12 protein-coding genes are annotated in these 14,040 nt (G+C 70.0%); 5 read left to right on the forward strand and 7 right to left on the reverse strand.

Annotated elements, in window-relative coordinates:
• Window positions 1-5 precede the first annotated feature (5 nt).
• Window positions 6-980 carry a malate dehydrogenase gene (locus ACFWYW_RS13655; protein ID WP_379610058.1) on the reverse strand — a complete coding sequence of 325 codons (975 nt, stop codon included), beginning with the start codon at window positions 978-980 and terminating at the stop codon, window positions 6-8.
• A 54-nt stretch (window positions 981-1,034) separates the two neighbouring features.
• Window positions 1,035-2,975 (reverse strand): serine/threonine-protein kinase, encoded by a 1,941-nt coding sequence (locus ACFWYW_RS13660; RefSeq protein ID WP_379610059.1) that lies wholly within the window; start codon window positions 2,973-2,975, stop codon window positions 1,035-1,037.
• A 135-nt stretch (window positions 2,976-3,110) separates the two neighbouring features.
• Here ACFWYW_RS13660 and ACFWYW_RS13665 point away from each other — a divergent pair, with 135 nt between their 5' ends.
• Complete coding sequence (locus tag ACFWYW_RS13665) at window positions 3,111-4,226, forward strand: saccharopine dehydrogenase family protein (protein WP_379610060.1); 1,116 nt, start codon at window positions 3,111-3,113, stop codon at window positions 4,224-4,226.
• Here ACFWYW_RS13665 and ACFWYW_RS13670 read toward each other — a convergent pair.
• The gene (locus ACFWYW_RS13670) at window positions 4,223-4,726 is read right to left on the reverse strand and encodes a hypothetical protein (protein ID WP_379610061.1); all 504 of its coding nucleotides are present in this window, start codon (window positions 4,724-4,726) and stop codon (window positions 4,223-4,225) included. The genes ACFWYW_RS13665 and ACFWYW_RS13670 overlap by 4 nt on opposite strands.
• A 68-nt stretch (window positions 4,727-4,794) precedes the next feature.
• Here ACFWYW_RS13670 and ACFWYW_RS13675 point away from each other — a divergent pair, with 68 nt between their 5' ends.
• A complete protein-coding gene (locus ACFWYW_RS13675; protein ID WP_379610062.1) occupies window positions 4,795-6,207 on the forward strand; it encodes a hypothetical protein in 1,413 nt (470 codons plus the stop codon).
• Window positions 6,204-7,139: a hypothetical protein gene (locus ACFWYW_RS13680; RefSeq protein ID WP_379610063.1), complete on the forward strand. Its 936-nt coding sequence runs from the start codon at window positions 6,204-6,206 to the stop codon at window positions 7,137-7,139. The genes ACFWYW_RS13675 and ACFWYW_RS13680 overlap by 4 nt, the downstream gene beginning before the upstream one ends.
• Here the strand turns inward: ACFWYW_RS13680 and ACFWYW_RS13685 are convergent.
• Window positions 7,136-8,161 (reverse strand): polysaccharide deacetylase family protein, encoded by a 1,026-nt coding sequence (locus ACFWYW_RS13685; RefSeq protein WP_379610064.1) that lies wholly within the window; start codon window positions 8,159-8,161, stop codon window positions 7,136-7,138. The genes ACFWYW_RS13680 and ACFWYW_RS13685 overlap by 4 nt on opposite strands.
• 190 nt (window positions 8,162-8,351) lie before the next feature.
• Between ACFWYW_RS13685 and ACFWYW_RS13690 the strand changes: the two genes are divergently transcribed.
• Window positions 8,352-10,553, forward strand: coding sequence for an NADP-dependent isocitrate dehydrogenase (locus ACFWYW_RS13690; protein ID WP_379610065.1), 2,202 nt, complete (start codon window positions 8,352-8,354; stop codon window positions 10,551-10,553).
• A gap of 42 nt (window positions 10,554-10,595) precedes the next feature.
• On the opposite strand, the gene ACFWYW_RS13695 is transcribed toward ACFWYW_RS13690, so the two are convergent.
• Together ACFWYW_RS13695 and ACFWYW_RS13700 are read right to left on the reverse strand one after the other, a co-directional pair.
• On the reverse strand, window positions 10,596-10,934 hold the full coding sequence (locus ACFWYW_RS13695; RefSeq protein WP_379610066.1) for a DUF3017 domain-containing protein: 339 nt from the start codon (window positions 10,932-10,934) through the stop codon (window positions 10,596-10,598).
• On the reverse strand, window positions 10,882-11,994 hold the full coding sequence (locus tag ACFWYW_RS13700) for a citrate/2-methylcitrate synthase (protein ID WP_379610067.1): 1,113 nt from the start codon (window positions 11,992-11,994) through the stop codon (window positions 10,882-10,884). Before ACFWYW_RS13700 ends, ACFWYW_RS13695 begins: the two co-directional genes overlap by 53 nt.
• A 291-nt stretch (window positions 11,995-12,285) precedes the next feature.
• Here ACFWYW_RS13700 and ACFWYW_RS13705 point away from each other — a divergent pair, with 291 nt between their 5' ends.
• Window positions 12,286-12,930 (forward strand): FHA domain-containing protein, encoded by a 645-nt coding sequence (locus ACFWYW_RS13705; RefSeq protein ID WP_184957917.1) that lies wholly within the window; start codon window positions 12,286-12,288, stop codon window positions 12,928-12,930.
• Here ACFWYW_RS13705 and ACFWYW_RS13710 read toward each other — a convergent pair.
• Window positions 12,925-14,040: an anhydro-N-acetylmuramic acid kinase gene (locus ACFWYW_RS13710; protein ID WP_379610068.1), complete on the reverse strand. Its 1,116-nt coding sequence runs from the start codon at window positions 14,038-14,040 to the stop codon at window positions 12,925-12,927. The two genes, ACFWYW_RS13705 and ACFWYW_RS13710, sit on opposite strands and share 6 nt — an antisense overlap.

Genomic DNA, 14,040 nt, shown 5'->3' on the forward strand with positions numbered 1-14,040 from the left:
GACGCTCAGATGAGGCCGAGGCCCTTGACGGCGTCGCGCTCCTCGGCGAGCTCGCGCACGGAGGCGTCGATGCGCTCGCGGGAGAAGGCGTCGATCTCCAGGCCCTGGATGATCTCCCACCTGCCGCCCGCGGCGCGGACCGGGAAGGAGGAGATGAGGCCCTCCGGCACGTCGTAGGAGCCGTCGGAGACGATCGCGGCGGAGGTCCAGTCGGTGCCGTTGACCCAGTCGTAGACGTGGTCGATCGCGGCGTTGGCGGCGCTCGCGGCGCTGGAGGCGCCACGGGCCTCGATGATCGCGGCGCCGCGCTTGGCGACGGTCGGGATGAAGGTGTCCTTCAGCCACTCGTGGTCGACCTGCTCGGCCGCGACCTTGCCGCCGACCTCGGCGTGGAAGAGGTCGGGGTACTGCGTGGCCGAGTGGTTGCCCCAGATGGTCATCTTCTTGATCTCGGTGACCGGGACCTGGAGCTTGGCGGCCAGCTGCGACAGCGCGCGGTTGTGGTCGAGGCGGGTCATCGCGGTGAAGCGCTCGGCCGGGACGTCCGGGGCGTTCTGCTGGGCGATGAGCGCGTTGGTGTTGGCCGGGTTGCCCACGACCAGGACCTTGATGTCGTCGGCGGCGTGGTCGTTGATCGCCTTGCCCTGCGGGCCGAAGATGCCGCCGTTGGCGCCGAGCAGGTCGCCGCGCTCCATGCCCGCCTTACGCGGCATGGCGCCGACCAGCAGGGCGACGTTGGCGCCGTTGAAGGCGACATTGGGGTCGTCGGTGATCTCGATGCCCGACAGCAGCGGGAACGCGCAGTCGTCGAGCTCCATCGCGGTGCCCTCGGCCGCCTTCACCGCCTGCGGGATCTCCAGCAGGCTCAGCTTCACCGGAACGTCGGCGCCGAGCAGCTGCCCCGACGCGATGCGGAACAGCAGCGCGTAGCCGATCTGACCGGCGGCACCGGTGACGGTTACCTTGACGGGCGTGGCCATGGCCTTCCCCTAACTCGCAGGATGAATCATTGACTTTCGGATGTTACCCGGTCGTCATCCGCAGGGTTCCATCTCGGTCGGGTTCAGCTGCGGTTTGAAATCCACGTTTCCGAAATGCCTGCTCACGAGCTTCTTGATGGTGCCGTCGCGCTGAAGCCCGGCGATGACCCCCGAGACGGCCTTGCACGTCCTGGCGTCGCCGCGCTCCATGCCGACGGCGTAGCGCTGGCTGCTGAGCCTGGCCCCGAGTACGGCGAAGCGCATGCTCGCCTCCCGGTCGGCGAACCCCGCCAGCAGCAGATCCTCGCCGGGGACCGCGTCGACCTTGCCGCTCTTCAGCATGTCCATGCACTGGGCGTAGTGGTCGGCGGGTATGGGCGTCACCTCGACCCGTTCCTGCACGCTGCGCACGGACGGGCTGGGGGGCGCGCAGAGGTTCATGCCCTTGAGGTCGGCCAGCTTCTTGGCGGTGCCCGCCCGGACCAGCACGTCGTGGTGGGCGACGTAGTACGGCCCGGCGAACAGCACCTCCTCGTCGCGGTCGATGGAGTAGGTGGCGACCACGAGGTCCACCTTGCCGGTGTTCAGGGCGGTGGCCCGGTCGAAGCGGCCGACCTGCGCGTACTTCACGTCCTTGGCGCCCAGCGCCTTGGCGATCAGCCCGGCCAGGTCCACGTCGAAACCCTGGAACGATCCGCCCTGGCCCAGGCTGATGCCCGGCAGGTCGCCCTTGACGCCGATGGTGAGCTTCCCGGTCTTGGCGATCTTGTCCATCGCGGAGGTGAACGGGCCCGGCTGGGGCGGCGTGTTCCCGCCGTTCACCGACTGCGACGGCTGCGCGCCGAAGGCCACCGGCCAGTCGTTGAGCACCGCCAGCACCGCGGCGGCGGCCAGCACCACCAGCGCCACGACCACGGCGATCCAGCGCCCCGGGCCACGCCGCCGTACCTGCGGCGTCATGGGCGGCCTCTCCTGCCGCATCGGGGGCCGGTCCGACAGGCTCGCACGCACCGGCTCCGGTACGGCGGGAGGCGGCTGGGTCGTATGACCGGGCACCCCGGACTCGCCCGGCTCGGCGGGCTTGCGCGCGTCGGCCAGCGTGGTGCGTACCCGGGTGAACGGCGTGGTGTCGTCGCTCGCCACCTCGGCGCCCCTGGACAGCACCGCCGTAGAGGCGCCCGCGGTCTCCGGCTGACCCAGCAGCCGCAGCAGAAGCTGGTCGGCCGTGGGCCGCGCCTGCGAGTCCTTGGCCAGCGCCGAGGCGACCACCCCGCGCAGCGGCTCGGGCATCGAGCTGACGTCGACCTCGTGGTTGAGGATCCGGTTGAGCACCACCGCGATCGAGCTGCCCTCGAAGACCGTGACCCCGGTCGCGGCGAAGGCGATCGTCGCGCCCCAGGAGAACACGTCGGTGTAGGGGCCGACGTCGTCGCCGGCGATCTGCTCCGGCGCCATGTAGGCGGGCGTGCCGATGGCGCGGCTGGTGATCGTGCCGGTGGAGTCGATGATGCGGGCGATGCCGAAGTCGACCACCCTCGGGCCGTCGGCGGCGATCAGCACGTTGTCCGGCTTGAAGTCGCGGTGCACGATCGAGGCATGGTGGATCGCGGTCAGCGCGGTGGCGGTGCCGATGGCCAGCCGGTCGAGGGCGGTGCCGCGCATCGGGCCGTCGTTCTCGATGACCTCGCGCAGCGGCAGGCCGTCGATGTATTCGCTGGCGATGTAGGGCGTGTTGCCGTCAAGGTCGGCTTCCAGGACGCGGGCCGTACAAAAGGAGGCGACCCTTTCGGCCGCCTTGAGTTCCCGCGCGAAACGGGATCTGGCGATGGTGTCACCGCTGAACTTGATGTGCAGGAGCTTGATCGCCGCCCGCTCACCCTGCTCGTTGACACCCAGGTAGACGATGCCCTGCCCGCCCTCGCCCACGCGTCCGGTCAGCTGGAACGAGCCCAGCTGCTCGGGATCGCCGGCGACGAGCGGCGCGATCTGCGGCATTGACCATCCCCACGTGTATACAAATCCCAACGAGGCAAACTTTACGACGCTCATGAAGCTCTCAGGGAACCGTTAACCGTTCGTGACGTCGCGAACGGCCTTCTCCACGGCCGACTGGAATGACATTCTGTCGCCATGCATGACATCGTCCTCTTCGGCGCCACCGGTTACACCGGAAAGCTGATCGCCCGCTACCTGGCCGGGATCGAGGGCCTCAGCTGGGCGGTCGCCGGCCGCGACCGGGACAGGCTGGAGGCGCTCGGCCACGGCGTGCCCGTCCTGGTCGCCGACGTGGACGACGCCGCCTCGATCGCCGCGCTGGCCCGTCAGGCGCGCGTGGTCATCACCACCGTCGGCCCCTACGTCCGCTACGGCGAGCCGCTCGTCGCGGCCTGCGCGGAGGCCGGAACCCACTACGTCGACCTGACCGGCGAGCCGGAGTTCGTGGACCGCATGTACCTGCGCCACCACGAGCGCGCCGCCGCCTCGGGGGCGAAGATCGTGCACGCCTGCGGTTTCGACTCCATCCCCTACGACCTCGGCGTCCTCTACACGGTCGGCGAACTGCCGGAAGGCGTGCCGCTCAAGGTCAGCGCGTTCCTGCGGGGCGGCGGGCGGCCGTCGGGCGGGACATTCCACTCGGCGGTGACCTCGATGTCGCGGGCGCGGCAGATGGCCGAGACGGGCCTGCGCCGCCGCGCGGCGGAGACCCGTCCACGCGGGCGTTCCGTGGACGTGCTGCCCGGCCTGCCGAGGTTCGTGGGCGGGTACGCCCTGCCGATGCCCACCATCGACCCGCAGATCGTGGGCCGCTCCGCCTGGGCGCTCGACCGCTACGGCCCGGACTTCACCTACCGCCAGTACATGAGCGTGCGCCGCCTGCCCGGGGCGCTGGCCCTGGCCGGGGGCGCGACGGCACTCGGGATGCTCGCCCAGCTCCGCCCCACGCGGGAATGGCTCCTGAACCGTCTCAAGCCGGGCGAGGGCCCCACGCCGGAGGAGCGGGCCAAGAGCTGGTTCAAGCTGACGTTCCTCGGCGAAGGGGGCGGCGCGCGCGTGGTCACGGAGGTCGCCGGACGCGATCCGGGTTACGGCGGGACCGCCGTGATGATCGCCGAGGCCGCGCTGTGCCTGGCCTTCGACGACACGCCCCAGGTGGCGGGTCAGGTGACGACGGCCGCGGCGATGGGCGGTCCGCTCATCGAACGCCTGAGCCGGACGAAAGCCCTCACCTTCGCGGTGCGGTCCTAGCAGCCTTCTTCTTTGAAACGCTCGCTCCATCGGGCGCCCGTGGCCTCATCTTCCATGCTCGCGACCACCTGCGCGCTGCCCCACCAGGCCGACACCTCGAGGATCACCGGAGCCGTCTCCGCCGCCGCCTCCAGGCAGGAGGTGTATTCCACGAGAACGTCGACCTCGACGCTGCCGCCCGCGGGCACGACCCGTGGCAGCGCGGCGCCGGCGATCCTGAAGTGCTCGGCCCGCACACCCGCTCCGGTCAGGGTGATCGGATAGATGGCCTCATTGGTGAAGGTATGGGTCATGGCGTCGATCCGCCCGTGGACCCTGCCCAGTTCGTCGCGGACGAGCATGCCTCTCGCCGTATCGCCCTCGTGGTAGGTGATCCTCGGGGTCATTCCCCAGCCGAGGGCGAGCAGCAGCGTCAGGGCGATGCCGATCGTGACCGGCCGTCGAGCGCGCACCACCGCAGCCGACGGATTGAGCCGGTCCCAGACCTCATTCGGAATCACGTCGGTATTCTGCTAGTTTTCCGGGCTATGACGAAAGTCCACCATTGCTGATACTTACAGCCATTGGTGTGTTAGCCGTCATCGCTGGATTGGCACTGAGCGCGCGATCCCTTCCCCACCCGAACCTGGATCGTTTCGCCAGGCGCCACCGGCTGACGATCACGCCCTACAACGGCGACAACACCATCGCCTACCTGCGCGCGGTCCGCTCGTGGCGGGGCGCGGGACTGGCCGCGGGCGGCGCCCTTTCCCTCTACTTTCTGGGAAATCTGAATTTCCCCTTTTTGCTGTACGGCTGGCTCGCCGGCGTACTCGTCTCCGAAATCCAGCTCGCCGCCGCCCGGCCCCGATTCTTCGGAGAACGGCTCCGCCTCACGCCGCGGGCGCTCACCATCGGCTGGCGATTGTCCGCGCTCCTGTGCTGGGGCGTCCTGGCGGTGCTCGTGGTCCGGTCGTTCTTCCGGGAGATGGCGATGCCCGATCGGATCTGGGTGGCGATTCCGGCTTTCGTCCTGCTGGCCGTACATCTGGTGCTGAGAGACCTGCACCGGCGTGCGGTGCCCGCCGGGACCAGCGACCTGGTCGGCGCCGAGTTCGCCGCCCGGATCAGCTCGGCCAGGACGCTGATGGCGTTCGGGATCGCGGCGGCGCTCTGGCCGGCCTTCGGCTTCATCTCCGCCGAACTGCCGACGCCCGTGCGGCCGGTGACGCTCGCCCCGGCCCCGCCCCGGGGTCCGGTCCAGTTCGCCAGGATCGTGGGTGACCCCGTCAGATGGGCGCTCTCTTCAGAGACCAACAGGGAAACGAGGTTCGGTGAGGCCGACACGCGCGGACCCCTCGCGCTCAGCGGTGACGGCTTCCATCTGATCTACCGGCAGCTCGGCACGGGCAAGCTCGTCCACCGCGACCTGCGCAAGACGGACGTCCGTGAGATCGCCGGCGCCGGCGAGATCGTGCTCTCCCACGACGGCGCCTACGCCACGGTCGGCGCCACGCTCGTCCACACGCCCACCGGATCGGCCACGCCCCTGCCCGGAGTGGCCCGGGTGATCGGCATCGGCGGCGGCCGGATCGTCGCGACCGCCGGCCGCCGCACCCTGCCGGGCGCGCCCGCCACCGAGCTCGTCACCTTCGACCCGCAGGGCAAGGTCGTGTCCCGCGCGCCCTTCGACCCCTCCCTCGACGTACGGCTCTCGCCCGACGGCAAGACGCTCGCCGTCGCCACCTCGGCCGACGTGCTGACCATGGACCCGGCCACCGCCAAGGTGCTCACCCGCGAGCCGCTCAAACTCCCCGGCCACAGCTACGAGCTCGCCCTGCTGGGATGGTCCGCGAACGGCCGGCGGCTGCTGCTGCGCGCCGGCATGGTGGAGCCCGACATGTCCGGCCACTACCTGATCGACCCGCGAACCGGCACGGCGCGGCGCCTGGAGGAGTGGCCGGATCCCCGCCAGACCGTGGTCGCGGGGAGGGTCACGTGATCCGCGGAGGGCTGGCCGCCGGCGCGCTCGTGATCGCGGCGTGGGTCGTGCTTCCCGTCTGGCAGCAGCACGATCAGGACCCGCCGATGGCCAGGAGCATGCCCGGCGCCACCGCTACCCTGCCCCCCGCCACCGAGCTCAAGGGCCCGGCCCCGGCACCCATCCGCTACGCCTACCAGCCGGACTGCCCCGACCAGAGCGACCCCTGCCCGCGGTGGCATCTGGTCTCCACGCGCGGCGAGCAGTGGTGGCTGCCCGGCGCGAGCGGGGAGGACACGTTCGTGCTCAGCGACGACGGCACCCGCGCCGCCTACTGGCGTGGCGAGGGATACGTTCTGCACGATCTGACGACTGGCACGGTCACGCCGCTGCCGGTGAGGGGCGAGCAGGAGCCGATCTTCTCCCTCGACGGCCGCCATCTGGCCGTCGGGCGCGAGGTCGCCGACCTGGCCACGGGGCGCGTACACCGGCTGAACGGCGAGGCGCGCGGCTGGACCTCCAGCGGCGTGATCACCTCCACGCTGAAACCCGACGACCGAACACCGGGCCAGGTCAGCGTCACCTTCTTCACCGTCAGCTCGCCCGAGGGCAGGAGGCTGCGCAGGTTCACCGCGCCCGGCGACCTGTCCTCCGACGGCGTCCTGTCACCCTCGGGCCGCCAGTTCGCCACGTTGACGAGGGAGGTGACGCCCACGTCCGTGACCACGACGAGCATCCTGATCAGCAGGGAGCGCTCCGTGACCCCGCGCCTGCCCGAAGGCTGGACGATCACCACGATCCTGCGCTGGACCGGCGAGGACACCCTCCTGGTACGGCTGCGCGGCCCCGCGAGCCGCATCGCCTACACGATCATCGACCTGACCACCGGCCGCCCGCTCCCCGGAGGCGTCGAGGAGCGGGGCCTGTCCACGGTCATCGGCCGCCTGACCTAGTACGGCAGCGCCCGCGCGGTGAAGTTCTTGCGCAGGAACGGCGCCTTGAACTTGGGAAAGGCCACGGTCTCGGCGTCACCGTCGGAGGTGAAGCGCATGTCCGGGTTGTTCTTGAGCCAGTCCAGCCAGGCCGTCGAGCAGAACTGGGAGCAGTCGCCCTTCTTGTCCATCGCCTTGATCCGCGGGATCCCGAGCGGATCGAACGTCCTGGTGTAGGGCGCCGGCGCGGGCGTGTACCCGGCCAGGAAGACGCCGCTGTGGTTGTAGGCCCCGTCGCTGCCCTTGCCGCGCAGCGCCCACTCCTTCTTACGCGGCTGGCTCCCGTACGGCAGGGCCAGCGTCACCGGGTCCTGCGAGGCGAGGGAGTGCACCTGCTGACGGATGGCGGCGATCTGCTCGGCCACCTCCTTCTGCGAGCGGGTGCCGAGGTTGACGTGGTCGCGCGTGTGGTTGCCGATGTCGAAGCCGTTGTCCTTGAGCCAGAGCAGCGTCTGCGCCTGCTCCTCCTTCAGGGACTTGCCGAACATGTCGCGGGTGACGTAGAAGGTCGCCACGGGGCGGAAGCCGGGGTTCTTCGCCGCCACATCCTGAAGGATGGCGACCGCCGTGTCGGCCCTGGGGACGCCGAGGTCGTCCAGGGCGAGCTGGGAGGGCGAGGAGTCGTCGAAGGTGAGCACCACGGGGTGCTTGCCGGCGGGGATGCCGATCTTCCCGGTCACGTACTCGGCCGCGGTGACGGGCACGTAGCCGTCGCGTACCAGCCGCTCCAGGTCGGCGCGGAACTTCTCCGGCGTCCTGTCGTCGTCGGAGCCGGGGTTCTTCACGATCCGGTGGTACATGAGCACCGGGACCTGGCCCAGTTCGTTGGCCTTGACCTTGGCCGCGGCGGCGGCCTTGGCCTGCTTGGCCTGCTGCACCTTCATGGCGGCGTCGGCTTTGCTGACCGTCTGCACGGCCGGCTGCGAGCCGCAACCGCCGACGATCGCGCCCACCGCGACCAACCCGAGAACACCCAGACGCATCGGGAACCTCCCTCATGACGCGATCGTCAATTACGCCCTGTGACCTCCCCATCGCTCCGCGGAACCACTCCGAACCGCTCCAAAAGAGATCACCAAGCCGGGGGCCCGAGGCGGCCACGGCCAGGTCGCGGGCGGCGCGGCCACCGGATATCTTGATGTCAAGCAATCTCAGACGTGGAGCGGACATCCGGTGACTGATTCGACCATCATTTACACGCACACCGACGAGGCCCCAGCGCTGGCCACGTACTCGTTCCTGCCGGTCATCCAGGCGTACGCCGCCAAGGCCGGAGTGCGGGTGGAAAGTCGGGACATCTCCCTGGCCGGGCGGATCATCGCCGGCTTCCCCGAGCGGCTCACGGAGAGCCAGCGCATCGGCGACGCCCTGGCCGAGCTCGGCGAGCTGGCGAAGACCCCCGCGGCGAACATCATCAAGCTGCCCAACATCTCGGCCTCGATCCCCCAGCTGAAGGCGGCCATCGCCGAGCTGCGCCAGCAGGGCTACGACCTGCCCGACTACCCCGAGGACCCGAAGACCGACGAGGAGCGCGACATCCGCGCCCGCTACGACAAGGTCAAGGGCAGCGCCGTCAACCCGGTGCTGCGCGAGGGCAACTCCGACCGCCGCGCCCCCGCCTCGGTGAAGGCCTACGCCAAGCAGCACCCGCACAGGATGGGCGCGTGGTCGCCCAGCTCCAAGACCGACGTGGCGCACATGACCGCCGACGACTTCCGCTCCTCCGAGAAGTCCGCGATCCTGCCCGAGGCCACCGAGCTGCGCATCGAGCTGGTCGGCGACGACGGCACCACGACGGTCCTGCGGGAGTCCGTACCCGTGCTGGCCGGCGAGATCGTCGACTCCTCGGTCATGCGCGTGGCCGCCCTGCGCGAGTTCCTCACCGCGCAGATCGCCCGCGCCAAGGCAGAGGACGTGCTCTTCTCCGTCCACCTCAAGGCCACGATGATGAAGGTCTCCGACCCGATCATCTTCGGCCACGTGGTGCGCGCCTTCTTCCCGAAGACCTTCGCCCAGTACGGCGAGGCCCTCGCGCAGGCCGGCCTCAGCCCGAACGACGGCCTGGGCGGCATCCTCAGCGGCGCGAGCGACGAGATCAAGGCGTCGTTCGAGGCCGAGCTCGCCGAAGGCCCGGCGCTGGCCATGGTCGACTCCGACCGCGGCATCACCAACCTGCACGTGCCGAGCGACGTCATCGTCGACGCCTCGATGCCGGCGATGATCCGCCAGTCCGGCCACATGTGGGGCCCCGACGGCAACGAGGCCGACACCCTCGCCGTCATCCCCGACAGCAGCTACGCCGGCATCTACCAGGTCGTCATCGACGACTGCCGTGCCCACGGCGCCCTCGACCCGGCGACCATGGGCTCGGTCCCGAACGTCGGCCTCATGGCGCAGAAGGCCGAGGAGTACGGCAGCCACGACAAGACCTTCGAGATCCCGGCCACCGGCACCGTACGCGTGGTGAACTCCGGCGGCGAGACCGTCCTTGAGCACGCGGTCAGCCAGGGCGACATCTGGCGCATGTGCCAGACCAAGGACATCCCCGTCCAGGACTGGGTGAAGCTGGCCGTCTCCCGCGCCCGCGCCACCGGCGACCCGGCGGTGTTCTGGCTCGACGCGACCCGCGCCCACGACGCCAGCCTCATCGAGAAGGTCAACGGCTACCTGACCGAGCACGACACCAGCGGCCTGCAGATCGAGATCATGGCCCCGGTCGAGGCGATCGGCTTCTCGCTGGAGCGCATCCGCAAGGGCGAGAACACGATCTCGGTCACCGGCAACGTGCTGCGCGACTACCTGACCGACCTGTTCCCGATCCTGGAGCTGGGCACCAGCGCCAAGATGCTCTCGATCGTCCCGCTGCTCAGCGGCGGCGGCCTGTTCGAGACCGGCGCCGGCGGCTCGGCGCCCAAGCACGTGCAGCAGCTGGTCAAGGAGAACTACCTGCGCTGGGACAGCCTGGGCGAGTTCCTGGCGCTGGCGGCCAGCTTCGAGCACCTGGCGCGCACGACCGACAACGCACGGGCGCAGATCCTGGCCGACACGCTCGACCGGGCGACCGCGACGTTCCTCAACGAGAACAAGTCGCCGGCCCGCAAGCTGGGCTCGATCGACAACCGCGGCAGCCACTTCTACCTGTCCCTGTACTGGGCTCAGGAATTGGCCACTCAGACCGACGACGCCGTGGTGGCGGCGGCGTTCGCCGGTCTGGCCAAGACCCTTGCCGAGCAGGAGCAGGCGATCGCGGCGGAGCTGCTGGCCGTACAGGGCTCGCCGGTGGACCTCGGCGGCTACTACCAGCCCGACCCGGCCAAGGCCGCGGCGGTGATGCGGCCCTCGAAGACCTTCAACCAGGCGATCGAGAGCCTCTAGGCGACATCGGAAGGGCGGTGGGCTCCGGCCCGCCGCCCTCTGTCATCCTCCCCCGAGGAACTGGAGAACGGCGGGCTTGAGCACGCCGCCGTATTCCAGGAACATGGCGACGGCCACCAGGCCCACGCCGAATCCCCCGTAGACCACCATGTCGGTCTTCCTCGTCCGGATCGCCATGAGCCCGCCGTACCCGGAAAAACGCAGGGCGGCGGCGACCATCAGCACGGCGCCGAGCGCGAACGCGCCCCACTCGCCGTCCACGAAGAAGATCGTGAGCATGGCAAGGGCCGCTCCCGCCAGAATCAGCGGAAACGGCCCCCACTTCTGATCATCGTTCGTCAATCGGCTTCCACTTCTGGTCGCGTTCCCCGATGTACTCACTATCGGGCCGGATGAGCCGGTTGTCCGCGTGTTGCTCGATCACGTGGGCGGTCCAGCCGGACATGCGGCTGATGGAGAAGACCGGCGTGAACAGATCGGTCGGGATGCCCAGGTAGTGGTAGACCGAGGCGGCGTAGAAGTCGACGTTGGGGTAGAGGCCCTTGGTCTCGAAGACGACCTCTTCCATCTCCTTGGACATCCGGTAGAACTTCGGCTCGTCGCCGGACAGTTCCTCCGACATCCGGCGCAGGTGCGTGGCGCGCGGGTCCTCGGTCTTGTAGACGCGGTGGCCGAAGCCCATGATCTTCTCGCCGGCGGCCAGCTTGTCGCGTACGGTCTGGGCCACGCCGTCGGGCGAGATCGACTCCAGCGTCTTCATGACCTGCTCGTTGGCGCCGCCGTGCAGCGGGCCCTTCAGCGTGCCGATCGCGGCCACGATGGCCGAGTGCATGTCCGACAGCGTCGCGGCGCAGACGCGGGCGGCGAACGTCGAGGCGTTCATCGTGTGGTCGGCGTGCAGCACCAGGCAGGCGTCGAAGATCTCCGCCTCGCGCGGGGAAGGAGTGCGGCCGGTCACCTGGTGCAGGAAGTTGCCGGCGATGCTCAGGGCGGGGTCGCTCTCCGGGACACCCTTGCCCGAGCGGGCGGCGTGGTAGCGGGCGACCAGCAGCGGCTGCTGGGCGGTCAGCCGGGCGGCCTTGCGCAGGTCGGCTTCCGGCTCGATGGAGTCGCGGTCGGGGTCGTCGGCGCTGGCCAGCGACACCAGCGAGCGCAACGCCTCCATGGGCTTCTGTTTCTCGGCGATCTCCGCGACGTTGGCGGAGACCAGCGGGCCCAGTTCGCGCCCGGTGACCAGCTCGTCACCGTAGGCCTGGAGCTCGGCGCGGTTGGGGAGCGTACCGCGCTGGAGCAGATGGGCGGTCTCTTCGAACGTCGCTCGGCCGGCCAGATCGTGGATGTCGTATCCCCGATAGAACAGACGGCCGGCCTTCCCGTCGATGTCGCTGAGCGCTGTGGACGCGGCTACGACGTCGGCCAGGCCTTTGGTGGGCTTGTCCATCGTGCTCCTTGGCTCGCTCCGCTCGCGGTTGTGGCGGAGTTATCCGCTCTTCGTGGCAGATGTCCCGCCACGAGTGTTTCCTCCGCTTATCGTGCCTGGAAGTCTACCCGTGAGCTGGCAAAACCGTCCGCAAAGGTCCAGACCAATTTCACGCCGGATTCTCCTTATGGCAAAGGCGATTCCGCATCCCCTCGTTTGGGTAAGCCGGAGCTGTAGTAATAGTTACGGCGGGCTACCCGAGGAGGAACTGCCGCCGTCTCACGCTGCGTCCGCTAACGGAAGGGAACTGCCGTGGAGGGGCCGTTCATACGCATCGAGGACACTGGCGAGGTCGTCCCGTTGCGCCCCGAGATCACGACGGTCGGCAGAGGTCGCGGTGTCGACATCCGACTCACCGATCCCAGCGTGTCTCGGCTCCATGCCGAATTCGTCCGGAGAGGACCCTACCTGTACGTCGTTGACCTGGGGCTGTCCCGCAACGGCACGCGGGTGAACGGCAGGCCGATCGCCCGGAGGGTTCTCGACGACGGCGACGTCGTCTCCTTCGGCGCCGCGCGTGGCCGGATCGGCGGGGTTCCGCGCGAGGACTTCACCCCCGAGGTGGAGCTGAGAAGGGCGGCGGCCCCCGAGCTGACCCGCAGAGAGGTCGACGTGCTGACCTCCCTGTGCCGCCCCGCGCTGTCGGACGAGGCGTTCGTCGCACCGGCGACCGCAAGGGAGATCGCCGACGACCTGGTGGTGACCGAAGCCGCGGTCAAGCAGCACCTGCTGCGGCTGTACCAGAAGTTCAGAATCCCTGAGGGCACCAACCGGCGCACGCGGCTGGCCAACGAGGTCGTCGCGCTGGGTCTGGTCCGCCCCACCCCCGTGGTGCCGCCACAGCGGTCAGGCTCCCCCACCGAGCAACCATCGGCGGCGGGGCGCAGGGCTTCATAGGAATCGGATCGCTACCGGGGCTTCGGCGAGGGGTTCCGGCAGCACGAGTGGCCCGGAGCCCGGCGTTATCGTGCCCAGGACACGTGGCCCGGCTGCACCCGTGCAGCTGGGCACGGTGGCCGGCAGGCCGTGCGCGGTCAGCCAGCCGAACAGCGAGAAGGCGATGGCCTCCTTGGCGTCCGAGGGCACGCCCACCTCGTCGCTGGGCACGAGGCGGGCCGTCGTGCGTGCGCGCAGCATGCCCATGAGCGTGGGGTTGCGCACGCCGCCGCCGGAGACGACGACGGTGTCGAGCTCGTGCCGCCGGATCTCGGCGGCCACGGTCTCGGCCGTGAGCGCGGTCAGCGTGGCCACGAGGTCGGGCCGCGCGATCTCCGCGCGCCCCGCCAGCGCCCGCCGCACGTACCCGGGCGTGAACAGCTCCTTGCCCGTCGTCTTGGGCGCCGCCTTGTGGTAGTACGGCTCGGCGAGCAGCACCTCCAGCAGGCCCTCGTCCACCGTCCCGGCAGCGCCGAGCACCCCGTCCTTGTCGTACGGCGGCGCCGCCGCGTCGATCAGCGCGCCCGCCGGCCCGGTGTCGTAGGCGATGGCCGCCCCGGCCACGGTCAGGTTGGCGATGCCGCCGAGATTGAGCGCCCCCGAGCGGCCCTCGATCCCGTTGAGCATGAGCAGGTCGAGGTAGGACACCAGCGGCGCGCCCTGCCCACCGGCGGTCACGTCGCGCACGCGTACGTCGGAGACGACCGGCAGCCCGGTGCGCTCGGCGATCCAGGCGGGCTGGCCGAGCTGGAGCGTGCCCAGGACCTGCCCGCCGGAGACCCAGTGGAAGAACGTCTGCCCGTGTGAGCAGATCAGGTCGGCGGGCCCGGCGGCTCGGGCGGCCTCGGCGAACTCCTGGCCGATCAGCGTGTCCAGCGCGCAGACCTCACCCATGCTCACGTCGCCGGGCGGGAGCGCGGCGACGATGCGGGCTCTCAGGCCGCCGGGGTAGGGCCGCTCGCCGGTGGCGAGGATCGTCCCGGTGAGCAGGCCGTCCTCCATCGACCAGTCGACGATGGCGCTGTCGATTCCGTCGTGGGAGGTCCCCGACATCAACCCAAGAACCCGCAT

It is taken from the genome of Nonomuraea sp. NPDC059023 (assembly GCF_042740095.1).
In the GTDB taxonomy this organism is placed as follows: Bacteria; Actinomycetota; Actinomycetes; order Streptosporangiales; family Streptosporangiaceae; genus Nonomuraea.

Bases quoted from the DNA above. Each gene is read 5' to 3' on its own strand.
- ACFWYW_RS13665 (WP_379610060.1), top strand. From the start codon at position 3,111: ATGCATGACATCGTCCTCTTCGGCGCCACCGGTTACACCGGAAAGCTG.
- ACFWYW_RS13685 (WP_379610064.1), bottom strand. From the start codon at position 8,161: ATGCGTCTGGGTGTTCTCGGGTTGGTCGCGGTGGGCGCGATCGTCGGC.
- ACFWYW_RS13710 (WP_379610068.1), bottom strand. From the start codon at position 14,040: ATGCGGGTTCTTGGGTTGATGTCGGGGACCTCCCACGACGGAATCGAC.
- ACFWYW_RS13660 (WP_379610059.1), bottom strand. From the start codon at position 2,975: ATGCCGCAGATCGCGCCGCTCGTCGCCGGCGATCCCGAGCAGCTGGGC.
- ACFWYW_RS13655 (WP_379610058.1), bottom strand. From the start codon at position 980: ATGGCCACGCCCGTCAAGGTAACCGTCACCGGTGCCGCCGGTCAGATC.
- ACFWYW_RS13700 (WP_379610067.1), bottom strand. From the start codon at position 11,994: ATGGACAAGCCCACCAAAGGCCTGGCCGACGTCGTAGCCGCGTCCACA.